The 23,012-nt window shown below is 61.0% G+C and carries 16 protein-coding genes; 4 read left to right on the plus strand and 12 right to left on the minus strand.

Annotation, left to right across the window (positions count from 1 at the left end):
• The 9 genes from K8U03_02575 to K8U03_02615 all read right to left on the minus strand — a co-directional run.
• A partial coding sequence (locus K8U03_02575) for a cbb3-type cytochrome c oxidase subunit I (protein MCE9603768.1) occupies positions 1 to 903 on the minus strand: 903 nt, incomplete at its 3' end.
• A 78-nt stretch (positions 904 to 981) separates the two neighbouring features.
• Entirely contained in the window at positions 982 to 1,761 is a 780-nt protein-coding gene (gene coxB / locus K8U03_02580) for a cytochrome c oxidase subunit II (protein ID MCE9603769.1), read from the minus strand.
• A gap of 81 nt (positions 1,762 to 1,842) precedes the next feature.
• Positions 1,843 to 3,426: a cytochrome c gene (locus K8U03_02585; GenBank protein MCE9603770.1), complete on the minus strand. Its 1,584-nt coding sequence runs from the start codon at positions 3,424 to 3,426 to the stop codon at positions 1,843 to 1,845.
• Between the two features lie 143 nt (positions 3,427 to 3,569).
• On the minus strand, positions 3,570 to 4,454 hold the full coding sequence (locus K8U03_02590; protein MCE9603771.1) for a hypothetical protein: 885 nt from the start codon (positions 4,452 to 4,454) through the stop codon (positions 3,570 to 3,572).
• 94 nt (positions 4,455 to 4,548) lie between these two features.
• A complete protein-coding gene (locus tag K8U03_02595) occupies positions 4,549 to 5,496 on the minus strand; it encodes a hypothetical protein (protein ID MCE9603772.1) in 948 nt (315 codons plus the stop codon).
• 47 nt (positions 5,497 to 5,543) lie between these two features.
• Positions 5,544 to 10,511: a c-type cytochrome gene (locus K8U03_02600; GenBank protein ID MCE9603773.1), complete on the minus strand. Its 4,968-nt coding sequence runs from the start codon at positions 10,509 to 10,511 to the stop codon at positions 5,544 to 5,546.
• A gap of 99 nt (positions 10,512 to 10,610) precedes the next feature.
• Positions 10,611 to 11,957 carry a hypothetical protein gene (locus tag K8U03_02605; GenBank protein ID MCE9603774.1) on the minus strand — a complete coding sequence of 449 codons (1,347 nt, stop codon included), beginning with the start codon at positions 11,955 to 11,957 and terminating at the stop codon, positions 10,611 to 10,613.
• Between the two features lie 98 nt (positions 11,958 to 12,055).
• Positions 12,056 to 12,829, minus strand: a complete 774-nt coding sequence (locus K8U03_02610; GenBank protein ID MCE9603775.1) for a cytochrome b N-terminal domain-containing protein — start codon at positions 12,827 to 12,829, stop codon at positions 12,056 to 12,058.
• A gap of 128 nt (positions 12,830 to 12,957) precedes the next feature.
• Entirely contained in the window at positions 12,958 to 13,440 is a 483-nt protein-coding gene (locus tag K8U03_02615; GenBank protein ID MCE9603776.1) for a ubiquinol-cytochrome c reductase iron-sulfur subunit, read from the minus strand.
• A 1,279-nt stretch (positions 13,441 to 14,719) separates the two neighbouring features.
• Between K8U03_02615 and K8U03_02620 the strand changes: the two genes are divergently transcribed.
• On the plus strand, positions 14,720 to 15,730 hold the full coding sequence (locus K8U03_02620) for a DUF4392 domain-containing protein (protein MCE9603777.1): 1,011 nt from the start codon (positions 14,720 to 14,722) through the stop codon (positions 15,728 to 15,730).
• 20 nt (positions 15,731 to 15,750) lie between these two features.
• On the opposite strand, the gene K8U03_02625 is transcribed toward K8U03_02620, so the two are convergent.
• The gene (locus K8U03_02625) at positions 15,751 to 16,956 is read right to left on the minus strand and encodes an FAD-binding oxidoreductase (protein MCE9603778.1); all 1,206 of its coding nucleotides are present in this window, start codon (positions 16,954 to 16,956) and stop codon (positions 15,751 to 15,753) included.
• Positions 16,957 to 17,284: 328 nt separating this feature from the next.
• Positions 17,285 to 18,028 (minus strand): hypothetical protein, encoded by a 744-nt coding sequence (locus K8U03_02630; protein MCE9603779.1) that lies wholly within the window; start codon positions 18,026 to 18,028, stop codon positions 17,285 to 17,287.
• A 283-nt stretch (positions 18,029 to 18,311) separates the two neighbouring features.
• On the opposite strand from K8U03_02630, the gene K8U03_02635 reads away from it, so the two are divergent.
• Positions 18,312 to 19,802, plus strand: coding sequence for a HEAT repeat domain-containing protein (locus K8U03_02635; GenBank protein MCE9603780.1), 1,491 nt, complete (start codon positions 18,312 to 18,314; stop codon positions 19,800 to 19,802).
• 246 nt (positions 19,803 to 20,048) lie between these two features.
• Positions 20,049 to 21,335, plus strand: a complete 1,287-nt coding sequence (purD, locus tag K8U03_02640) for a phosphoribosylamine--glycine ligase (GenBank protein MCE9603781.1) — start codon at positions 20,049 to 20,051, stop codon at positions 21,333 to 21,335.
• Positions 21,336 to 21,407: 72 nt separating this feature from the next.
• Here the strand turns inward: purD and K8U03_02645 are convergent, their stop codons facing one another.
• Positions 21,408 to 22,187 carry an NYN domain-containing protein gene (locus tag K8U03_02645; GenBank protein ID MCE9603782.1) on the minus strand — a complete coding sequence of 260 codons (780 nt, stop codon included), beginning with the start codon at positions 22,185 to 22,187 and terminating at the stop codon, positions 21,408 to 21,410.
• A 230-nt stretch (positions 22,188 to 22,417) separates the two neighbouring features.
• On the opposite strand from K8U03_02645, the gene K8U03_02650 reads away from it, so the two are divergent.
• On the plus strand, positions 22,418 to 22,987 hold the full coding sequence (locus K8U03_02650) for a hypothetical protein (GenBank protein MCE9603783.1): 570 nt from the start codon (positions 22,418 to 22,420) through the stop codon (positions 22,985 to 22,987).
• Positions 22,988 to 23,012 lie beyond the last annotated feature (25 nt).

A 23,012-nucleotide genomic window follows, 5' to 3' on the forward strand; every position in this document is an offset into this window, starting at 1 on the left:
CGCGGGCAAGATCATGATGTACACGGCCGGGTGCGAGTAGAACCAGAACAAGTGCTGCCAGAGGAGCGGCTGTCCGCCGCCGGCGCCGGCCGCGGTGCCGTTGACGATCAACCCTTCCGGGATGAAGAAGCCGGTGCCGAGCGTCCGGTCGAGCACTTGCATAAACAGAGCGGCCGTGAGCACCGGCAGCGCGAAGGCTTGCAACACGGCGGTGATGAACATGGCCCAGATGGTCATCGGCATCCGGAACATCGTCATGCCCGGCGCACGCATCTGAATGATCGTGGTCATGTAGTTCACGGAGCCCATCATCGACGACACGCCGACGAAGAGCACGGCCGCGAGCCAAAGGGTTTGGCCGTTGTGGCTGCCCGGCGCGGCGCTGGCAACGGATGAGAGGGGCGTGTATGAAGTCCAGCCGGCGGACGAGGCGCCTCCTTCGACGAAGAAGCTGGCGATCATCAGCATGAACGACGGCCACATGAACCAGTAGCTCAACATGTTGAGCACCGGCACGGCCATGTCGTCGGCCCCGATCATGAGCGGAATCAAGAAGTTGCCGAAGGCCCCGGCGAGGATCGGGATGATGACGAAGAAGATCATCACCGAGGCGTGCATCGTGACGAGCATCGTGTAGAACTCGGGCGAGATCTGGCCCCCTTCGCCGGAGAAGAGCATCTTGCCGATCACCGGCATCTCGGTCCACGGCCAAGCCAATTGCCAACGGACGGCCAGCGCCAATAACCCGCCGACGAGCATCCAGAGCAACGTCGAAAAGAGAAACTGAATCCCGATGACCTTATGGTCGAGCGAGAAGACGTAGGTCTTAATGAAGCTCGGGTGCGCGTGAGCGGCGGCATGCGCGTCGTCGTGGGCGTGCGATCCGGCGACTGTAGTGCTCATATTCTTCTTTCGGAAACTTCTAGTGGAGTCTGATTCTTGCGGTGCGGAAACGAAATGGAGGAACGAGTACGTGCCCGACTATTCCGCATCTTCTTTTTTCGACGGCGGCATCGCCGTCGTGTTTTGCGTCTTCTCGAGTTCGGCGAGCCATTGATCGTATTCGGCGCGCGACTCGATCTTGAGCCGCCCCTTCATCTTGTAGTGGCCCCAGCCGCAAAGCTCGGCGCACACCAAGTCGTATTCTCCGACCCGTGTGCCCGTGAACCAAACGGGAATCGTCGTGCCGGGCACCGCGTCTTGCTTGACGCGCAAGTGCGGTAGGAAGAAGTCGTGCAGCACGTCGGCGCTTTCGAGCTTCACCATCACCAACTCATCGACCGGCAAGTGCAGCTCGTTGACGTGGTACAGGTCGTCGCGCGTGCCGATGATGCCGTCTTTGCCCGGGTAGCGGAGCCGCCACTCGAACTGCCGGCCGGTTACTTCGACCGTATACGGCATGTTGGGCTTATTGAGCTTCACGGCGGCCCACGCGTTCATCTGATAAATCGCGATGAAGAGCAACGTGGCGGCGGGCAGGATCGTCCAGATGATTTCCAGATTGTGGCTGCCGTGCGTGAACTTCACCGGCGAGGTGTTGGTCGCGCGATCGTAGCGCCAGAGAAACCAGAACAACAACACTTCGGTGACGAGGAACACGACGCCCGTCAGGCCGAGAATGAAGTTGAATAAGTGATCGATCTGGTAACCGTGCGCGGAAACGTCGCGCGGCAGCCAGTAATTATTGAACGGTGCCCAAACGAATAGGCCGATGCCGAAGATCGGGACCGTCAAAAACAGCAAACTCCAAAATTTACCCACCGTCGTCCTCCGCGAACCGCGAGGTTCGCCGCTATCGCTCTGATTTAAATCGTTGTCTTGTGTGTGCGTCGTGTCGTGTCGCTATTCGCCGCCGGCCAGTTTCGCATTCCCGGCCGACGCGTTTGCCGTAGCCGGCGTCGGCGGAAGGTGCGAAGCGTGACCATGCCCGTCCGCTGCATGTGCCTTGTGTCCGTCGCTTCCGTGCGGCGGGTTGCCGTTTTCGTCGTAGAACGGCAACGTCAGCACGTAGTCGACGAGTTGCCAGATTTCTTGGTCGGTCAGTTTCGCAGGTTGCCCCGGCGACGGCGGACCGGCTCCCGGCATTTCCGTGCCGTTGATTCCTACGAAGATGCGGCGATAGATGTCGAGCGGCGCACGGCCGAAGCGAATTCGATTGAGCCGCAAGTTGCGCGGGAACTGTTGCATCTCCGGCAAGAGCCAGCTGTTGCGAATGTTCGTCAGCGATTGCGCCTCGACCTTGTTTCCCTTGGCAAGCGCCGCCGCAATTTCCTCGCTCTTCAACTTGAACTTTTTGTCTTTGTTCCAGAAGTCGTAGAGAGGCTCCGATCGCTTTCGGCCGTCGCCGATGCCGGTCGTGCCGTGGCAGGTAAAGCATTGGCCTTTCTGGCCGGCGAACAGCGCTTCTCCCGCCTTCAGCCAAGCGTCTTGATCGGTGCCCGGCGTGTAGGCACCACCGGGAGCGACGATCTTCGTTTCCGCTTCCGCCCAGGTGTCGACGACATCCTTCAGCGCGGTCTTCACGAGCACCGCGCGATTCGGCGGCAAGAGCTTCTCGTCGCCGAAGATCTTATCCTTCAAGGCTTGCTCCGCTTCGCCGCGGATCGAAAGGTATTTCACGTATTCGATCAGCGCGTCGATTTCGTCCGGCGCGAGCAACCGGAAGCTCGGCATCGCCGTATCGGGAATGCCGTCGACGAGAATACGGGTCAGGTCCGCGTGCGTCGGCTTGGCCGAGCGTTCCGTCGCTTTGAACTTAAAGATCCCTTGGCGGTAATCGCGCGGGTAGGGATTGAGGAAGAGCGCCGTCGGGCCGGCGCCGTCGCCGGTCGTGCCGTGGCAATGCACGCAGTGTTGACGGTAGAGCCCCTTCTGCAAGACCGAGTAAGACTCGATCTGCATGTTCAAGTCTTCGAGCGATCCCTTGGCAGCTCCGACTTCCGCCTCGGCTTTAAGCTTCGCTTCGTCCGTTGCCGGAGCGGCCGCAAACTTCTTCGCAGCGGGCTCGAGCGTATCGGTGAGCTTCTTTTGCAGCTCCGTCCGATTCTTGACGAGTGCTTCGAGATCGGCCGCTTGGACGTCGGCTCGCAAGCCGCCGACCGGGCCCGACGCCAGCCGGATCTTCTTCAAGTTGAGTCCGCTCTCGCGAAACACGAACGGCCGATCGGGAGTGCCGAAAATCGCATCGAGCGCCGAGGCGATGTAATCGCGTCCCGGAATCATCAACGTCTCTTTCCGCTTCTTCTGTTCTTCATCGTCGGTCGAGAGGACGATGAATTGATCGCGGTCGGAGTTTTGATTATTGAGATGGAAGCTCGGCGAACTATTGCCGGGCTTCTCGCAGCCGACCAGCAACGACAACCCCAAGGCCGAGAAGCCGAGGCTGAGGCGAAGTAGGCAGGCACCGCTGAATGAAAAGTTACGCATTACGAATACCGTGTTATCAGGGGCAGTTGCGGTCGGAAACTCACCGTCGCAACACGCCGTTCGAACTCACCGCAAAACTTCCGACCAACGTCCGATCCATTATTTATTTGCCGAACATCTCGCACTGACGACCAATGCTGCGATTACTGCAACGCCCCTTGCGGAACCTCGACGTCCATCGCCACCGTTTCGCCGTCTTTCGGGATCGTGACCTTGAATCGGCCCCGATTCGACCACTCGGGCTTGGCTTTCAAGCCGTTGCCGGTGGCCGTCCCCTTTTCATGCCACACTTGAAACTCAAGCTCGACGCCGGCCGGTAGCTTCTCGATCGCGAACGTGCCGTCTTTGCCGGTCACGGCGAAGTAGGGATCTGGCCGAACGACGTGATAGGCCTTCATCCAGGGATGAATGGCGCAGGATACCTCGTAAGGAGTCGTGAGCGGATTCTTAAAGCCGGCGTATTCATAGCGGCCGGTCTTGGCCGCGAGCAACACGTTGTACGAAGGATTGCCGCGACCCGGCGAGCCGTTTGAGTTGTGTCCCGTCGTGTCCGAGTTGAGGATCACGAACTTATCTTTGATCGATGACGCGAAGACATGGTGAATGAACCGGCATTCCGTTTGATCGAAGACGGCTTCCTTCTGCGGAGCCGAATCGTAGTCGGGAGTAACGCGCGGCGCTTCAACCAAGAAGATCAAAACGTCGGCCAAACCTTTGGTTGCAGGGTCGACGCGAATCGATTCGTCTTTCACCTGAATTTTACACATCGGATCTTTTCCGCCCATGGCGATGTCAGCCATGTTTGGAGCCGCCGCTGCGAACTTAAACGAACCCTTGAGCGTTCCCCAGCCCGAGCCTCCTCCTCCGCCTGCCGCCGCCCCGCCGCCGGCCGCTTCGCTTTTGCGCATCAGCGCGACCGTCTCCAGGTTCGGCGACGGATCGCTGCTGGTGCTTTTATTGCAGCCGCCGCAGAATACCGCGACGAGCCCGAGGGCTGCGAGAAGCGAAAGAGGTTGAGTCTTCTTCATGATTCGGCGTCTGGATTCGCTGAGGGTTCGGAAACTGTGCGTTTGGCACGACGAGCTCGCGGCGGCGTTCGCCGAGAACCGATCGTGGTGAGTATTACTTAAAAAGCTTCGGGTCGACCGAGATCTCGCCGAGGTCTTGATCGGCGCTGAGCGTGACGGTGAATCGCCCCTTCGCCCATTCAGGCTTGGCAACTAAGAAGCCGGCTCGTTCGTGCCAAACTTGGATCTCAAGCTCGGTGCCGGTCGGCAAGTCTTTCAGTGCGAAGCTGCCGTCGGCACCGCTCACGGCGACATACGGATTGTCGCGGACGATGACGAACGCCTTCATCCAAGGATGGATGCTGCACGACAGTTCTTGCGGCAGAAGCTTCACGCCGGAAACCGGAATTTCTTGTTCGCTGTTGGGAGTCAGCAAAGGGTTGACCCCTGCAAAAGCGAAGTTGCTGTTATGGCTGACCGGGTCGGAGTTCTTGAAGACGAGCTTTTGCTTCCCGGACCAGAGCCCGACCATGTGAGGGTGAAACTGGCCCCCTTTGTTGTCGATCGCGACCGTCGGGGCGAGCGCTTTCTCGGCCGCGGGCGTGGCGGCGACATCGGCCGTGCGGACGTAGACGGCGATGTTCGCAATTCCCTTCGAGGTCGGATCGACGACGAGGTTTTGCAGCGTGAGCTTCTGGCCGGGGAAGTCGCTCTCGGCCTTGCCGTCGGTGATCGGAGTCGGAGCAGGCACATCGCCCGTCAGAACGAACTTCCCTTTCAGATCGGCGGCGTCGACCGAGGTCGCAGCGAAAGCGAACGAAGCGAGCAGGGCGAAACGGAGCGTGCGAAGCATCGTGATTCTCCAAACTTTCGACACGCCGGTCGTGGCGTTCGAATAGCGATTAACGGAAATGGACGGGCAATCCATGCCGAACGGTGTGGCGGAGCGAGGCGAGCCGCAACTACGAGCCACGGCCATGCAACGGCGTTCGTCGACAGCCGAGCGGCTGCAAGCGAAGTCGTCGGCGAGGCTGTGACGTTGATTGCGGAGTGAGCGATTCATCTTAAAACGGACCTGCGATTCATCGATCTTCGTAACGAAACGAAAAACTACGGCTTCGGACTCGAACTTCCACCGGGAATGCCGGAGCTAGGCGGAGTGGGAGTCGAGGGAGTAGGTGTTGCTGGAGACGGTGTCGATGGGGTCGACGGCGTTGGAGCCGGCGACGAACCGGATGGTGTTCCCGGCGACGACGTTCCCGGGGATGGTGTCGAACCAGTGCCCGGCGGCGTCGGAGTAGACGGTACCGGAGTCGATGGTTTCGACGGAGTCGGCGTCGGTGTCGTCGGCGTGCTTGGTGTCGACGGAGTTGGTGTCGTGCTCGGCGTAGCAGGCGTGGTCGACGGGCCGGTGCTCGGTGTCGTACCGGTCGGTGTAGCGCCGGTCGGTGTTGGTGTACCAGGAGTTGTTGCGGCACCTGGAGTCGTCGGGCTTCCCGGCGGCGGGGTCGAGGCTTTCACCATAGCCGCGACCGACGTCTTCTTCTTCATCACGTTATCGTAGTTGAGCAACAGATCGACGACGGCGTTGACCTGCTCTTCGCTCGTACCCTTATACAGGTGCTGAGCGACCGTCTGCCCATACGGGAAGTTCACCGGCATACCGGTGTACGGCAGGATGCGGCCCGGGTTGGCGATCCAATCGCGCAGGAATTCCGGACGGAGCCGGGCGTTGACCACGGCCAAGTTCGGCGCTTGAGCGGCCAGCGCACCGAGCGGCGCGAAGTCTCCCACGCGATGGCACTTGATGCAGAAACCCTGATCGGTAATCAATTTGAACGCGTCGTTCAAACGCTTGTCGTCGGCTGCGCCGGCCGTCGAAGCGTCGGTCGCTCCGCCGCCGTTGGCGCCTGAAACCGTCTTTTGGTATTCGGCATCTTTAGCGGCGACGTAATCGGTCCGGGTCCGCTCGTCGAACTCGTACGGGAACTCGACGTTGTCGAGAGCCGCGAAGTGGTTCACGATCGCTTCCGACTCGGCACTCGTCAGATGGAACTTCGGCATGCGCAGAATCGCCGATGGTCGGATCAGGTGCGGATCGAGGAGGAAGTCGTGCAACCAGCGAGGTTGTACCTTCTTCCCTTCGCCCATCAACGGCGGCGGCCCGAAGCCCCAGACGTCGGATGCTTTGACGTTCGGGTTCGCTTTCTTTTCCAGTGCCAGCGCGACCGGATGCAGATAGTTGGCGAAGATGCCGCCCCGTTGCGGGAGTCGCTTGTCGGCGCTAGGCGGATTCAGTTTCTCATCAATCGCGATATCGGTGCCGCCGGAGAGCCACGTCTGCCCGTCGACCAACGTCGGCGACCAGAGCTTGAAGTACATTGTCGGCTCTTCTTCGTCTTCCTTCGGTTGCGGCAAGCCTTGGATATGGGCATGGCCCAAGCCGCGACGATCGACTTCCTTCGACTTGCGGATCTGATCCGGAGTGTAGTGCGGAATCAAGAACGGATATTCGGCCGCGAGCGGCGGAGCGGTGATCTTGCCCGGCTTATACTCGATCTCCCAACGCTCTTGTTGCAGCGTATGGCAACCGGCGCAGTTGAACTTCTCCAGCACGCTTACCCCTTCGAGCACCGCTTGCTGCCGCGGGCTCGGACGGTAAACGTATTTCGCCGGCGGCGGCTCGGCGACGAGCCCGAGCACGAACGTCATGATCGATTCGCGCTGCGCGTCGTCGAGGTTGAACTGCGGCATGCGCAGCCGATCGATGTACGATTTGTTTTCGGTCTTCTTGTAGTCGTAGCTGCGCGGCTCGCGGAGCTTCTGCCAGATAAACCCTTCGCGCTGGTGATGGCCGAGGGCTTCCATGTAGAAACCCTTGTCCAGGCGTTGCTCGGCGGTGAGCCCGTCTTTCGGCGGGCCGCTCGGCGCTGCGCCGTGGCCTCCATGACCGTGGCCGCCGTCTTTTTCGCTCAGATAAGCGAGGATCTGCTCGAAGGCCAGCTTCGATGGTTCTTTGCGACCCCAATCGGCGAGGCCCGTTCCGATCGACTTCGCATCTTCGAAGCCCGGGATGTCGTGACAGCCGGCGCAACCGAGCCGGCCGATCGACTTCTTACCGAGATAGTTCAGTTTCTTGTCGTTGCTCCAAGCTTCGCCGGCTTCGACGATCAACAGGCGCTCGTCCCCCTTGATCTGCGACTTACGCTCGGCCGGGATGCCGGTTTTGAGATACGCTTCCGTGTCCGACTTTGTGAACGCGCCGCCCAAATAGAGGCGGAGCAAATCATCGATGTCCTTCTCTTTGCCGTTGAGCGAGGGAACGGCTTCCGGCTTCCACGGTGCCTTGTCCGACGGGCGGTTCTTATCGGCGAGCAAGAACGCGGCGATATCGGCGGCCGGATCGGTCGTCGAAGTCGTCGGTGCGGCGGCCCCGGCAACGGTCGTACTGGTCGTGATCGGGTCGAGCAGCAAGTTCGGCATCACGGTGCGGGCATGGTACAGGTTCGGCTGCTTAAGCCACGAGTAGAGCCACTTCGCGCCGCGCTCGTCGGTGAGCTTCGCACCGATGCCGCTCAGGTCGGGACCTTGCGTCTGGTGGATGCCCGGGAATTCCGCATGGCTATGGCAAGCCAAGCAGCCGCGCGTTTGGAAAGTCTGCTTGCCGCGCTCGGCGCTGGCGGCTTCGATCGTCTTACCGTCGGCGGCGGTTTTCGGCGCGTCGACGTACTTGAACGGCTGGCTCTCGTCGAGCAGGTAGCGGCTCACGGCCAACACTTCGATCGGCTCGAAGCGCTCGGCATCGACAAGGCCCGGGCTCTTCTCCATCACCGGATGTCCGGACTTATCCAGAACCGGTTCTCCCTTTTCATTCAGCTTCTCGACGTCGGTCAAGTGGCTATAGAGCCCGAAGAACTTCGGCATCTTCGTCGATGGCCGGAAGTTTCGCGGATCTTTGATCCAGCTGTTGAGGAAGGCGAGATCGTTTTTCGCGGCGACATACCGCAAGCTCGGCCCGACCTTCGGGTACTTGCCCGGCATTTCATCGTCGGCCCCGAGGATGCCCGCTACGGAATACGTTTCCGGGCCGAGCGTCGGCGGCGTCTTGCCGTCGGCCCCGCCTTTCGCATCGGCGACGATCAACTCGGCCAGCAGCTTGCGTTCCGACGTCAGATCCGGATTCTGCATCACGCGGGTAGCCAGAGCCGCGATGCGACTCAAGCTGCCCGGTCCCGGCGCCACTTGTAGTTTCGGATCGGCCAACACTTGCGCGGCGGCTGCGAAGTAGTTCGGCTCGGCCCGTAGGTCCGGCCCGCGGCGCTTCTTCGGGCCGTCGTAGCCGTTGATTTCGTGGCAGCCGAAGCAGCCGACGTTTTCGATTGTCTCATAACCGGCAATGAGCTTCGGAGCCGGCGGCTGCGGGAACTTCTCGCTCGGCTTGAGCTCCGTCACGTCGTGATGGCACTTCAAACAGTTGGCTTCTTGAAACCGCGTCGGCAACATCGGGTAAATCCAGTGATGGTTGTTGAACCATCCCTGTTCACGTTGCCATTGGGCCGCTTGGTTCGGATCGTTCGGCGTGTGCGAGGCCCACTTGAAGGCGGTCGCATTCCCCTGCCCTTCGTGGCAGATCGAGCAACCGAAGTCGCCGATCTTGTGCGGGCTCATCGAACCGACGAACAGATCCAACCGAGGATGGCTGGCATAAGGGTGCGGCAGCCCGCGCCGAATCGTCAGCTCCAGCGGCTTGCCCCATTCGGGAACCGACTTCAAGAGATAGTTTTCAGCCATCTCTTGGTCGAGGATTTTCACCGTGCCGACTCTCGTAATAACGTCGCCACCCTTAAGCCCTGCTCGAATCGCAGCGCCGCCGGGAAACACCGCTTCGACGGTCACATCGTCGGCAGTGAGCAAACCGGCCGACGAGAGTTGCATGCCGTAAATGCTTTGCAACCGATCGTTGAGAGGCTTCGCATAGTCGGCGGAGTCTAAGCCTGCTTTCGGCGTTTCGAGCGCGACCTTCTCCTCATGTGCGGTTTCATATGCCGGGTCGACGGCCGAGCCCGGGGCCGTCTTCTCGATCCCTTGATGGCAGGTCACGCAGCGGTCGAAGCGGGCGACGTTGCGGAAGTTGTTGTTCCAGGTCAGATCCGGCAACCAAACTTGCGCCGGCTTCAACGGGCCGCCGAACGCATCGACGACCGGCATTTCCAAGAACGTTCGGCCGAGGTTCGGAGCCTTTTCTTTGATCGCGGTGTTCAAACGCTCGACGTCGCCGTTGTGCTTGTCGAGTTCCTTCTTCGCATCGACTTCCCGAGCCTTGAGCGCGGTAAGTTGGTTGAAGAGCGCGAGGCGGTGCGTCTTGTTCGCTTGATAGGTGGGAGTGAGTTTTTCTTCGACTCCCGTGCGGGCCGCGTCGACTTTCTTCTGAATCTTGTCCAGCTCTTCCGGCGATTTCCCTTCGTCGACGCCGATCGCGAGCATGCTCATGTCGACGTCGAGATCTGCCTTCGTGAATTTCAACTGCCGTTGCGATTCGTTTTCGACGAAGCTCGCCTTGTCGATCAACCGCTGCATCGAGGCGAGCAGCACGTTGCGTTTGTCGGCGACCTTCTCCATCGCGGCGCCGAGCTTCTCTTCGAAGGCCTTGCGATCGGCGGCCGTTTCCGGCGTCGGCTTAGGTGCGACGGCGATCGCCTTTGCTTCCTGTTCCGCTTCGAGCAGCTTCGCGTAGTCGGCTTCGATCGCGGCGGTGTCGTACTTGTTTTCGGGGCGCTTGTTCGCTTCGGCGAGGAAGGCGTCGATGTCCTTGCGCGACGGCACGGACGAGCGGGCGAGCGAGTACTCCGCTTCGAGGTCGACTTTCTTCTTCGTGTAGTCCGAGGTGAGTTGCTCTTTCGAGCGCCATTCGAGGAACTTCGTTTCGATGGCGCCAAACTGCTTTTGCAGTCCCTTGGCTTCGCGATTGTGGTCGGAGGCCAACATCCACACCGAGATCAGCAACATGGCCGCAGCCGAGATGCCGAAAACCACGTGGAGTGATTTGAGGTTACGCCAAGTTTGTTCTGTTGCCGGCATGCCAGGAGGCCTTCCAGGATCTGCGTTGCATCGAAATTCTTGTCAGTCGGTGCGGCTTCGTCGAGTCGCCCGAAAACGATCCGTCGTCTTAAAAGCGTCTTAAAAGTTCAGGAAGTATTCGGGAATGCTGATGATGTACTTCAAGTTCACGGTCCAGCGCAGCACCATCTTCAAAGGGAGCGAGGCCATGAGCAGCAGCAGGTTCGCCATCAGCATGTATCGCACCAAGCCCATCTTCGCGTAGAAACTGCGGAACACGGTCACGGCCATGATCGGCGGCAGCAACAGCAAGTAGCCGAGCGTTAGGATGATGCCCGGGCTTTCGCGCCAGAGAATGTAGAGGATCTCGGTTCCGGCGCTACTGCCGGCCGGAGCCTTCGGCATTCCCCGTTCGAGCAAGCCGCCCCAGAAGTATTGCGAAAGGTCGACGTTGTTCTGTGCGAGTACTTTGTGCGCGTCCCAATACTCGAACGGTCCGAAGAAGTTCCAGTTGGGCCCGCGCAGAAACGTTCCCAAGATAATGAGCACGATCCACAACTCGAAGAAGCCGATCTGAAACACGATGTAGCTGAACTTGCGTTCTTCGATCGTGTAGTAGCCGTTGCCCCCCTTGTTGAAGTCGAGGAACGGAATCGCCATTAGCCCGAACACGACGATGCTCGGCAGCACCACGCCGGCGTACCACGGATCGTAGTACACGAGCATTTCCTGCAAGCCGAGGAAGTACCAAGGGGCCTTCGACGGGTTCGGCGTCTTCACGCTGCTTGCCGGCTCTTCGAGCGGCGCGGGAAGCGCCAGCGCCCAGACGAGCATCAGCGCCGTCACCGCGACCATGCAGATCATTTCGGTGTAGACCAAGTCGGGCCACACGAGCACCTTCTCGTCGTCGACCTTCTCCATCGGCGGCAAGCCTTGTCGCCGGCGATCGTCGTTGATGACGGCGCGATACGTGGCTACCCAGGTAAAGAACCCGAGCAAGAACACGAGGCCGACGATCGGCACGTTGTCCGGCTTGCCGACGATCTCGAAGAAGTTCGCATCGGTCACGGCGAGGCCCATGCCGAACATCGCAAGATTCAAAAGCACCCAGGCCACGGCCGGCTTCGTCCACCAGTTGCGGAACAGAAACAGAAACGCCATGCCGGCGAGCGAGCCGACGGTGAGCGTCACCGGGCCGGAAAGAGAGTTGATCAGGTGCTTTACCGCTTCGGGAAGTTCCGGCGGGCTCCCCATCATCGCGATCGGAGCGAGAATCAAAAACCAAGCACCGAGCAGCATCCACAGCGCAAGGTTCGAGACCGTGAGGCCGCCGAGCTTAAACAGCGGACGGATGCCGCTGCGCCAAGCCATGAGTGCGGCGCTCCAATTCAGAATGCAAAGGATCAGGTAGTAAAAACCCAATCCCATCTGAATCCGAGAGAGAAAGACTTCGTGATTGCCGTGCATGGTTGTTCAATGAATTCGTATTCGGGATGACGACCGCCTCGTACGGCCGCACATAACTCTTCGCTCTTCTCTGCCTCAAATCACTATCTCAAGCGGCTTTACAGCGGCCCACTGATACCGCCGTCTTTGCGAACTCGCCAGAAGTGGATCGCCAACAACAGCGAAGCCGCCAACGGAATCGCAACGCAATGCAACACGTAGAACCGGTTCAGCGTCTCTTCGCCGACGAAGCGGGCACCCAAAAGTGCGAACCGCGCGTCGGATGCGTTCGTAATCATGTCGAGACCGCCGACATGCAGAATTTGCTGGCCGGGACCTTCGTGGCCGAGGAACGGCGTAGCGCGAGCCATGTTCGATCCGACCGTGATAGCCCAGATCGCCAACTGATCCCACGGCAACAAATAGCCGGTGAAAGAGAGCAGGAGCGTCAGCAGTAGCAAGATCACGCCGACGACCCAATTGAACTCCCGCGGAGGCTTATAGCTACCTGTGAGAAACACACGATACATGTGCAGCCAAGTCGTGATGACCATCGCGTGCGCACCCCAGCGATGCAACTCGCGGAACACGCCGAGGCTTACGACGTCGCGCAGATCTTGGATGTCTTTGAAGGCCCACTCCAGCGTCGGCCGGTAGTAGAACATCAAGAGCACGCCGGTCAGCGTCTCGATCAGGAAGAGGAAGAACGTCACCCCGCCCATACACCAGGTATAGCTGAGCGCGATCCCTTGCTTCTTCACCGAAACCGGATGGAGATGCAGGAAGAAGTTGGTGAGCATCACCACGATCCGATTGCGCCGATCCAGCGGCATCGGATGACGGAAGACGCTCTTCCAAACTTGCGAATTACGAATGTTCTCGCCGATGGACATGTGCGGTTCGATTCAAGTCGGGTCGGTGAAACGGAAATTCAAACAACGCGGAAATTCAAAGCTGAGCGGACGGCGAACAAGCGGAGAGAGCGACGCCTCGGCGAATGCCGAGCGCCGCTGCTTCGCGCTTATCCCGTATAGAACGATTGCGGATCGACCCACTGTCCCATCTCTTCGAAGAACAGTTTGCTCTTGTCGACTTCGAGTTGGCCGTCGTCGGCGAGCGAGATCGCATAGCGTTCCAAAGGCCGCGGGGCCGGGCCTTCGAAATTGATGCCGTCTTTGTAGAAGCCGCTACCGTGGCAGGGGCATTTGAATTTCTGTTCCGCTTCGAGCCAGTTCGGCGTGCAGCCGAGATGCGTACACACGGTCCGGATCGCGCAAATTTCCGGCTGGCCGTTGTATTCCGTGTTCACGATCCAAACGCCGAACTGCGCTTTGAACTTCTCTTCGACCTTGCCGAGCGCGAAATCGCTTGGGAAGCCGACTTTGAATCGGCTAGGCGGCTCGGTAAGAATGTTGGGGAACATGAAGCGTGCGAGGCCCAACGTCCACAAGCCGCCGGCTGCGGCGAGGCACGTGTAGCCGAGCCCGAGCATCGAGCCGAACATCACGCTTAGGAACCCGCGGCGATCTTCGGCCGCGGCTCCCTTGGCACCGGCCTTGGCTGCGGGCTTCGGTTGCGCGAAGTCGGGCTTCACCGGCATCGTCGGCGCGATCTTGGCCGGCTTCTCGGGTGCGAGAACCGGGCTTTCCTTCGCGGCCGCTTCGGCTTTCGTCATCGGTCCCGGCTTCGCGCTTTTACGCGCGGCGGCCAAGATGCTCGACGTATCCTTCGGCCCAGCTGCGACGACTGCCCCGGGGGCTTCTTTCTTTTCGGCGGCCGGCTTCGGGGCCGGAGCTTGTTTCGCTTCCACGGGCTTCGGCGGAGCCTTGGGCGATTCCGCTGCGGCACCGCCGGCTTTCGCGGCGCCTTGAGCACGCGCCGCGGCGAGCATCTCGGCCACGCTCAGCTTGCCGCCGGCCGGCTTCGGAGCGGCGGGCTTGGGCGCCGGAGCGGCGGCAGGTGCTTCCGCGGGTGTCTCAGGTGCGGCCTGCGCTGCGGGACCTTGAGCGGCTGGTTCCGCCGCGGGCGCGGCGTCCGCCGGAGGATCGGCAGCGGGCCCTGCCGCAGCCGCCGCAGCGTCTGCTTTGTTTTTACGCGCTAGTGCCAGAATTTCCTGTACGGAAAGTTTCTTCTGCTCGGCCATGTCTTTTGTTTTCAACCCCGCGTTGTTCAGCCGTCGTCACGGCGAAATTCAACGACCCGTCGCACTGCAAAATCTCGGCGACCTACTCGATCGATGAGCGACTCACTTCTGCGACTCTCTCGGCCCGCCCGCAATCCCTGCACGGACTAACCGCTGCGATCGATCCCAACCCATCCAACCCTTCGACCCCCCAACCCCTCGACGGCATTGCCGATCGCTCCGGCGAGAGACCTCGCAGCGCGACCGGAAATCGCCGCAAAGCGTTTCCAAGACAGCGTTGCCGGCCTGCGGCAATCATCGTAAGTAGGGCAGTAAAGTGGGTGTTGTACCACAAGTCGGGAACTTTGACATAGCCGCGCTTGTGATTTATTTCACGATCCTGTGGAAATTGTTATTGTGCCCCTCCCGATTGTCAACCGCTACCCAGCCTCGCCTCCCGCCCATCGAGGGGAGAAAAGCGAGAGAATCGGGTCGACGGAATTCTCGCCGCCGGCGAAGATCGTCCTTCATCGGCGAATTCTCCACGCGGCTGAACGCCGTTGTCGCACCTAACGAAATTTTTTCGCAGTTGTCGACGAGTTCTTACGAGACAGATATGTAAAGCGACGCCGGCGAATCGAAAAAGATCAGAGCCGACAAAATGATGCGCGATGCAACGATCGATTGGCGACGGCTCGACGGACTCGTGCGACGCGACCCTTCCGCGCGCGGCCTCGCAGCCTATCGCGATGCGGAAGGCCGGCCGATTCCCAGCGATCTCGCAGCGGCCGCGCACGATCTGCAACACGCGACCAAGGTCTTGCTCGTCACCGGCTTCGGCATTGCGACTTCCGCCGGCCTGCGCGCCGAGACCGATGGTCCGCCCGGCGCGGTTTTTCTCGCCAGCATGTTGCGCGCGTGCGCGATCGACGTCGACATCGCGACCGACGAACTCGGCGCGCCGCTCGTTCGTGCCGGTCTCCGCGCAGCCGATCTTGCCGACGTTGGGCTCATCGAAGTCTCGGCTTCTTTTTCGTACGACGATTGCGACGGAATCTTGAGCGACGGCTATTCGCATCTCGTCGCGATCGAGCGCGTGGGCCCGAACCACACGCAAGAATCGATCGCACGGCAAGACGCTCGCGCAGCCGATGACTTCGAGCGACTTGTCGCTCCCGAAGATCGAGATACCTGCCGCAACATGCGCGGAGAATCGATCGACGATCGAACTCCGCCGCTGCATTTGCTCTTCGAGCAAGAGACCGACGACGAAGATGATCCTTCGTCCGAAGTTTCGCGCCCCGTCACGATCGGCATCGCCGACGGCGGCAACGAGATCGGCTGCGGTCGCATCGCGTGGAGCACGCTGCGCAAGGCGGTCGCGCAAGGCCCCGCAGAACTGATCGCGTGTCGCATTGCCACCGATTATCTCATCATCGCGGGCATCAGCAATTGGGGCGCGTACGCCCTCGGTGCCGCGGTCGCAGTGCTTTGCGAGCGGCAAGCCGAGGTCCGCGATTGGTCGCGCGACCGCCAGCGCGCGATCCTCGTGGCGATGGTCGAGGAAGCCGGTGCCGTCGATGGGATGACGAAGCGCGCCGAACCGACCGTCGACGGCGTCGCACTCGCACCGTACCTCGACACGTTCGATAAGATTCGCTCGCTGTTTTAAGCCAGAATAAACGCGGTTCGTCAACGCTCGAACGCGAACACCGCTTCGTCGTCGTTCGGTCGGCCGGTAATGAGATCGGCGATGAGTTTCGCGGCGATCATGCTGAAAGTGATGCCGTTTCCGCCGTAGCCGAGCGCTGCGAAACTGTTCGGCCGTTGAGGAATTCGGCCGATGTAGGCGAGGCCGTCTTTCGTTTCGGCGAAAGTTCCGGCCCAAGTACAGGCCGCCTCGAAAGGGATCTTCGGGAACAGCTTCGCGAACCGCTTGTGCAAGCGTTCGGTCTTTCGCGCGATCCGTGTAGGGCTCACATGATCTTGGCTGAACGAGGTGTCTTCGCCGCCGATGACGATTCGGCCGTCGCTGGTTTGTCGCGCATAGAAGTAAGGGCGGGCCGTCTCCCACAAGAGCCAGCCGTCGGGCCAGCCGGGAAAGTTCGTCGCCGGCGCGCTTGCGGCGGCATAGGTCGAACGCAACCGGCCCGGCATCTTCGGCAGCGACTCGCCGACTTCGTAACCGGTCGCCCATACGATCTGTTTCGCCGAGATCGTCGCGCCATCGGTCGTGGCGACGATTCCCGCCTCGCTTTCATCGAACGTCTCGACGTTCGTCTCGCCGAAGATGCGCATGCCGTGGCGCTCGGCTCCACGCAAGAGCGATTGCGTGAATCGAAAAGGATCGATTTGCGCATCGCCTTTTGAGTGCAGCGCAGCCGCGGCGGAGAGGGAAGTTTCGTCGGCAAGTTCTGCGCGGGAGAGTAGTCGCACATCGAAGCCGGCCTCTTGGCGGCAAGCGAACTCCCGCTTCAAGCGAGCCCGATGCCACCAAGAACTCGCGAAGTACAAGCTCTCGCGGCGTAGGAACTCCGAACGGTCGTCGAGTTCGTCGAGCAATGTTTCGATGTCGTCGATCGCCGTCAGCCCGCGTAGATAAGCATGTACGGCATGCTCGCGCCCGACGATGCCGATCAGATCCGAAAGCGGCGTGTCGACTTCGTATTGCAACAGCCCGGTGCTGGCGAACGTACTGCCGACTCCCGGCGTGCGCCGATCGACGACGATCACATCGACTCCGCGCTTGGTCAACGTGTAACCAACCAGCGCCCCACTAATACCACCGCCGACCACGACGACTTCGCAATGAAGCTCGCCGTGCGCCGCAGCATATTCGCGCGGCTTCGCCCGCTCGTCGGTAACCGCCCAAACCGGTCGACCTGTATGAAGATTCATCGTGATGCCGTCTCGCCTGAGTCGCGGGCCTGTGGGCTAGCGCGCAAGCGGCTAAGCGACCGCGGCGCTGAAGTGCCCTATGATGAGCACTTACCGTGCCTGGCGAGATTCAAATCGTGGCGATTTAGCTCTGTCAACGTAGCAGGCACGTTCCACGTGCCGTCCGCCGCTTGCATCGTTCGGCGATGGAGTCGTGCCGCGATGCCCGAAGTCTTCCGTGGTCACGGCACGTGGAACGTGCCTACTACTTTGTAGTAGACGTGCTCCAAAGGAAACGGCCGGTTAACACCGGCCGCTCGCCTCGGATATTCGTATGCGCCGTGGCCGATTAGCCCGGCGGGGCGTTGGGGTTGAGGGTCGTCGAGGCTTGGCCGTCGTTGTCGAGGCCCGAGTAGCGCGACTCTTCGGCGATCGCTTCGATGAAGTGGCGGGCCGCGAAGAACTCGTTCGTCGGGTACTGCGCGATTAACGTGTCGAGGTAGTCGCGCATCGCGCCGGTGATCGGCGAGACGTTGTAGTACGACACGGCCCCGGGGTCTTTCACGCGTTGCGTGAACAACGCTTGTAGTTTTTCGCGATACGATTTGAACTCATCGGCCAGCAGCAGCGGATTCCAATTGATCTCGCCGGTGACCGGATCGAGTTGCGAGATCGTCAGACGCGGGCGCTTCGGCGGCGGAACGTTCTTCGCCCAGATCTCCGACTCGCGCTGCTTTTTCTCGGCGGCTCGTTGCCGATTCAAGCGTTGCAACTCATCCTTCGCTTGCGCCGCCTTCACGCGATTGTCGAGCGCCATCGAGTAAGCTTGTTCGGATGCCTGCGCCGCTTGCGCCGTCATCACGTTATATTCCCCTTGGGCGCGGACGAGGTTGCCCATGCCGGTCGCCATCGACCCATAAGCGGTTCCCCCGCCGTAACCGCCGCCGTAGTAACCGTTGTAGCCGCCGTAGCCGACCGGAGCGGTATAGCGAAACGGCGTATAGGGAGCATACTGTGCCGCGGCGCTGGAAAGGCCCAAGCAGCAAAGGGCGACCAAGAGCCAGGCCGCTTTGAGGGATGCCGTGGTAGGCATGATGGGAACTCCGGAGAATTTTTCAAAGGTGCTGATTTCGGCGCAACCGTAAGTTACGATAATGGCACGCGAGCGCGCAGGCTACAAGTCTTCGGAATCCCAAACCGGGCTGATTTCGTCGAGACCCCACGGTAGCCGTGCGACGCGTTATGCACCCGCAAAGAATTACATCCTGGAGTTTTCGGACATGCGCGGCACGTTCAGAATGGCGCTTTTCGCTTCCGTATTCGGTTTTGGAACGGGCTCGGCTTTCGCACAACCGCCGCTTCCTCCGGCCCCTCCTGTGCCGCCGCTCCCTTCCGCCGCAGCCGTGGCCGAGCAATTGAAGCTGCTTGCCGAAGCGACCGGCAAAGAGCGACTCGCGTTGATCGACAAATGGGCCGATCAAGGTCCGGCCGCGGCGCTCGTCAGCGGTGCGCTCGCGAAGCTCTTGGCCGATTCCGATGAAGCGACCCGCATCCATGCCGCGAAGGCGCTCGGCGCAATCGGCCTGGGTGCCGCGCCGGTCGTCGAGGCGTTGACCGCTGCGATCGATCCGGCGAATCCGCGCGTGAGCGCGTATGTCATCTACGCTCTCGGCCGGATCGGCGAGAAGGCGCAAGCGGCGTTTCCGAAAATCGCCGAGCAGTTGACGAGCCCTGACCAGCAAGTGCGCCGCGAAGCGGTGAAGGCGATTCGCGGGATGAAGCTTCCGCTCGAGACCGCCGTGCCGGTGTTGGTGAACGTGTTGCAAACGGCGAAGTCGCCGGAAGTGGTGTTGCCTGCGTTGCACGCGATGTCGGAAGTCGGCAAGCCGGGGGTGCCACGCTTGGTCGAGGCGATGCAAAAGCAACCGGCGGCGCGCTTCTGGGTCTGCCGTATTCTGGCCGAGATCGGGCCCGACGCAGCCGAGGCCGTGCCTGCCGTGATCGAAGCGCTCGGCGATGAACGCGCCGATGTTCGTCAAGAAGCGGTGCTCTGCCTTGGGCACATCGGGAAGCCCGCCGCTCCGGCTGCGAAGAAGATTCTCGCGTTGCTCTCCGATACCGACGCGGGCATTCGAGGCGCGGCGGTTTGGGCGTTGATGATGGTCGGTGCTCCGTCGGCGGAAGTGGTCGCCGGGGTGAAGCCGCTCCTTTCCGATTCGGATGAGATGGTCCGCTTGGTCTCCGCCTGGAGCATTGCCAAGCTGGAACCCGAAAACGCCGAGCAACGTCGGGCCTCGCTCGATCTTTTCATCGCTGCGTTGAAGCAAAAGAATCCTCGCTTGCGAGCCGCCGCGGCGCGGGCGATCGTCGACTTGAAGGCCGGCGACCCTGCCGCACGAGAAGCGTTGATCGAAACGTTGGCGGATGGAGACGAAGCGGTGAGTGGGATCGTCAGCCATGCGCTGGTCGAAGCGGGCGAAGAAGGGGTGCCGTTGCTTGTGAAAGGTTTGGAACGACCGGAGATTCGCGGCTTCGCGGCGCAAACCCTCGGGCAAGTCGGCCCGAAGGCGAAGGCCGCCGTTGGTCCATTGACCGCGGCCTTGGCGGACGAGAACCCGCACGTTCGTGCGGCGATTTTGTTCGCGCTCGGGAACATTGCTCCCGACGATGCCGACGTCGCCGAGCGGTTGATCGCGGCACTGAGCGACAAGAGTTCCGATATCCGCTTGGCCGCCGTCCACGCGTTGGCAAGGAACAAAGCCGCAGCGCCGATCGCAAAGCCGGTTTTGGAAAAACTGCTGACCGATCCGAACCCTGCGGTGAGTGCCGCGGCGCAGTTCGCGCTCGACGTCGGCAAGGCGAAGTAGGCTCTCTCGCGCGAGGCGAGAAATAAGTTGATCAGCCTAATTCGGTGCTGATATGAAGTGTTGGCGATACGTCTAGGCGAATTCGAGCACTGAAAAAAGCGAAACGGTAGTTTTTGCCTTAAGGCGATTCGGGAACCTCGCGCGCTCGAGGGGTGCCGCAAGCGCCGCGTCCTTGTGAGACGACAAGTGCCTCCCTACAATTGCAAGGCTGTGTAAGATCGCATCCGTTGGCAATTCGGGCTGGGCTTGGTTTCTATGAACGTGTTGATTATCGGTGCCGGCGGTCGCGAACATGCCTTGGCTTGGAAGATCGCGCAGAGTCCGCGAGCCGGCCGCGTGTTCTGCGCTCCCGGCAATACCGGAACGGCGCTCGTCGCTCAGAACGTGAATATCGCGGCGACCGACTTTCCGAAGTTGATCAAGTTCGCCAAGGACAACGATGTCGGACTCACGGTCGTCGGACCGGAGATACCGCTTGTGCTCGGCATCACCGATGCCTTTCTCAAAGCCGGATTGAAGGTTTTCGGCCCTTCGATGGCCGCGGCGGAGCTCGAAGGAAGCAAGGTCTTCTGCAAAGACTTGCTGCGCAACGCCGACGTTCCGACGGCCGACTACCGCGTGTTTCGCAGCGTCGATCGCGCAATCACCTTCTTGCGCGAACGGGAAGACGTGCCTGTCGTCGTGAAAGCCGATGGCCTGGCGGCCGGCAAAGGGGTCGTCGTTTGCTCGGGCCGGGCCGAGGCGTTGGACGCGGTCGAACGGATCGGCAAGAACATGGAGTTCGGCGACGCCGGAAAGCAGATCGTCATCGAAGAACGTCTGGATGGTCGCGAGGTGAGCGTGCTCGCGCTGACCGACGGACAGACGATCGTTACGCTGCCGCCGGCGCAAGATCATAAACGAGCTTACGACGGCGACACGGGCCCGAACACCGGCGGCATGGGGGCCTACTCCCCTGCCCCGATCGTCGACGATGCGATGATGCGCTGGATCGAAGCGCATGTGCTCGTCCCGACCGTGCATGCGATGAAGCGTGCGCGCAGGCCGTTTCGCGGAGTGCTCTACGCCGGGCTGATGATTACGAACCAAGGCCCGAAGGTCTTGGAGTACAACGTCCGCTTCGGCGATCCGGAATGTCAGCCGTTGATGCTGCGGCTGAAGAGCGATCTGTTGGAGTTGTTGCTGGCCGTGGCCGAAGGAAAGCTCGACGAAATCGAACCGCCCCAATGGGACGAACGGCCGGCCGTGTGCGTCGTGATGGCGGCGGAAGGTTATCCCGGAAATTATGCTAAGGGGAAGCCGATTCGCGGCCTCGAAGAAGCGGCGAAAGTTTCGGAGTGCCAAGTGTTCCACGCCGGAACGGCTGCCGGACCCGATGGGCAAGTCGTGACCGACGGCGGCCGCGTGCTCGGCGTTACCGCGCTGGGCAACTCGATCCAAACCGCGAAGCTGCAAGCCTACACGGCGGTGAAAGCGATTCGCTGGGACGGCGCTTGGTGCCGCAAAGACATCTCGGACAAGGCGATGGGCTAGGAAAAGTTAGAAGTAAGAAGGCAGAAGTAAGAAGTCCGGCCTCCGCCGTTTTACGTTTTGCATTCTGACTTTTTACTTTTCTTCCTCGTCTTCCGCGTAGCCCGGCGGAAAGATGCTCCCCCATTTTTCTTCTTCGGCGATGTCATCGTCGTCGACGATTCGATGGAGCCAGAACTGAAGTTCGGCATCCTCGATCGGCAGGACGTCGCGCTCCGGTGTTTCGTCGGGTCGAATGCGATGCGCCGGCGGGTGCGCGACCGGCGGGAGCTTCGCCTTCGAAGGCGGATCGATCGCAGGCTTCTGCGGCGACGACTTCGCCCGCGAATCTTTTTTCGACGTACCTTTGTTAGATAGGCCTTGGTTTCGTTTTCGATCGGACAGGCTTAGTGGCTTTTCGGCTCCTTCGTACTTCGCCGAGTTCGTCTCTTCGTCGGTGTGCGACGTGCCGCGGCTTCGTTTCCGCAGCACCGATTCGTACCAGACGTCGCTGTCGACGGCCGTTGCGCGCCGCCGCCGCGCGGCTCGTTGAATTCGATGATCGCTCGAAACCACGGTTAGTCGTCGCGGCGTATGATCGGCGGCGATGAGTTCTTCCAGGAGTTCGTCGGCGTCGTTGTAGCCCTTGGCGAAACGCACCGCCACGCCGTGCATGAACATCGAACTCGGCAGGCCCGGCGGTGCTCCCGCTGCATCGAATACGACGATGGTCCGTCCGCGTTCCGCCGGGTCGAGCGTTTCGCCGACGAAGCGAATCAGCGCGGCCCGCGAACGCTCGAGCCCGCCCGCGCCGCGCCCCAAGCCGACGATGCCGGCGGCGTACATCAAGTTGTAGCCGTCGATGAGAAGCGGCATGCGGTCGGCGTCCCGGCTCGATGTGGACAATCTGCAACAGTGGTTGTCGGAATGACTCATACTAGCGCAGGAAAGGCTTCTACGTCGCCCCCAACTTACGCTTTTCATGCAGCTTCGTGGGCGGCGATCGAGCGGGCCGAGCGTTCTTTGCGCTAGCTTGTTGAACTCGTGCTCGACTAAGATATAGTTGCACGAAGAGGGAATTCTCCGTTTTTCCGAGGTCGCTAGCTATGAAGACTTTCATTATCACGCTCGGCGCAGCCATCGCCCTGGCGACGACCGTGAGCTTAGAAACCGTCGCGGCGTCCGACTTGGTGTTGTCGCCTTCGCCGTACGTGCAACAGCGAGCCGTTTACTACGCTCCGCCGGCAATCGTTCAGCCGACGACGTCGTATTACGCTCCGAGCACCTTCACTCCGACCACGACCTACTACGCACCGCAAGCCACGACGAGCTACTACGCTCCTTCGGTCACGGCAACTCCCGTGACTTCGTACTATGCACCCGCTCCGATCGCCGTGGCTCCGCAACCGACGACGACCTACTATGCTCCGTCTTATTATGCCCCGCGCCCGGTGACGACGTATTACGCACCGACCGCCGTCGCCGCGCCGGTCGCCGCATACTATGCACCGACGACCACGTACTACGCTCCGACCACGGCCTATTACGCTCCGACGGCCGTGATGGCTCCGGTCGCGGTTGCTCCCGTCGTTGTGGGGCAGCCGGCTATCGTGCGCACGAAAGTTTATTATCCCGGCGAGCCGGTGCGCAACTTCTTCCGAGCGATTACTCCGTAGCGAGCTGCGAGTTTTCTCATTCGAT

This window comes from Planctomycetia bacterium, from assembly GCA_021413845.1.
Taxonomy (GTDB): Bacteria; Planctomycetota; Planctomycetia; order Pirellulales; family PNKZ01; genus PNKZ01.

What these genes read in the sequence shown, in the direction of transcription:
- K8U03_02585 (MCE9603770.1), bottom strand. Translation starts at nt 3,426, where the DNA reads ATGCGTAACTTTTCATTCAGCGGTGCCTGCCTACTTCGCCTCAGCCTC.
- K8U03_02590 (MCE9603771.1), bottom strand. Translation starts at nt 4,454, where the DNA reads ATGAAGAAGACTCAACCTCTTTCGCTTCTCGCAGCCCTCGGGCTCGTC.
- K8U03_02595 (MCE9603772.1), bottom strand. Translation starts at nt 5,496, where the DNA reads ATGAATCGCTCACTCCGCAATCAACGTCACAGCCTCGCCGACGACTTC.
- K8U03_02600 (MCE9603773.1), bottom strand. Translation starts at nt 10,511, where the DNA reads ATGCCGGCAACAGAACAAACTTGGCGTAACCTCAAATCACTCCACGTG.
- K8U03_02605 (MCE9603774.1), bottom strand. Translation starts at nt 11,957, where the DNA reads ATGCACGGCAATCACGAAGTCTTTCTCTCTCGGATTCAGATGGGATTG.
- K8U03_02610 (MCE9603775.1), bottom strand. Translation starts at nt 12,829, where the DNA reads ATGTCCATCGGCGAGAACATTCGTAATTCGCAAGTTTGGAAGAGCGTC.
- K8U03_02615 (MCE9603776.1), bottom strand. Translation starts at nt 13,440, where the DNA reads ATGTTCGGCTCGATGCTCGGGCTCGGCTACACGTGCCTCGCCGCAGCC.
- K8U03_02620 (MCE9603777.1), top strand. Translation starts at nt 14,720, where the DNA reads ATGATGCGCGATGCAACGATCGATTGGCGACGGCTCGACGGACTCGTG.
- K8U03_02625 (MCE9603778.1), bottom strand. Translation starts at nt 16,956, where the DNA reads ATGAATCTTCATACAGGTCGACCGGTTTGGGCGGTTACCGACGAGCGG.
- K8U03_02630 (MCE9603779.1), bottom strand. Translation starts at nt 18,028, where the DNA reads ATGCCTACCACGGCATCCCTCAAAGCGGCCTGGCTCTTGGTCGCCCTT.
- K8U03_02645 (MCE9603782.1), bottom strand. Translation starts at nt 22,187, where the DNA reads ATGCCGCTTCTCATCGACGGCTACAACTTGATGTACGCCGCCGGCATC.
- K8U03_02650 (MCE9603783.1), top strand. Translation starts at nt 22,418, where the DNA reads ATGAAGACTTTCATTATCACGCTCGGCGCAGCCATCGCCCTGGCGACG.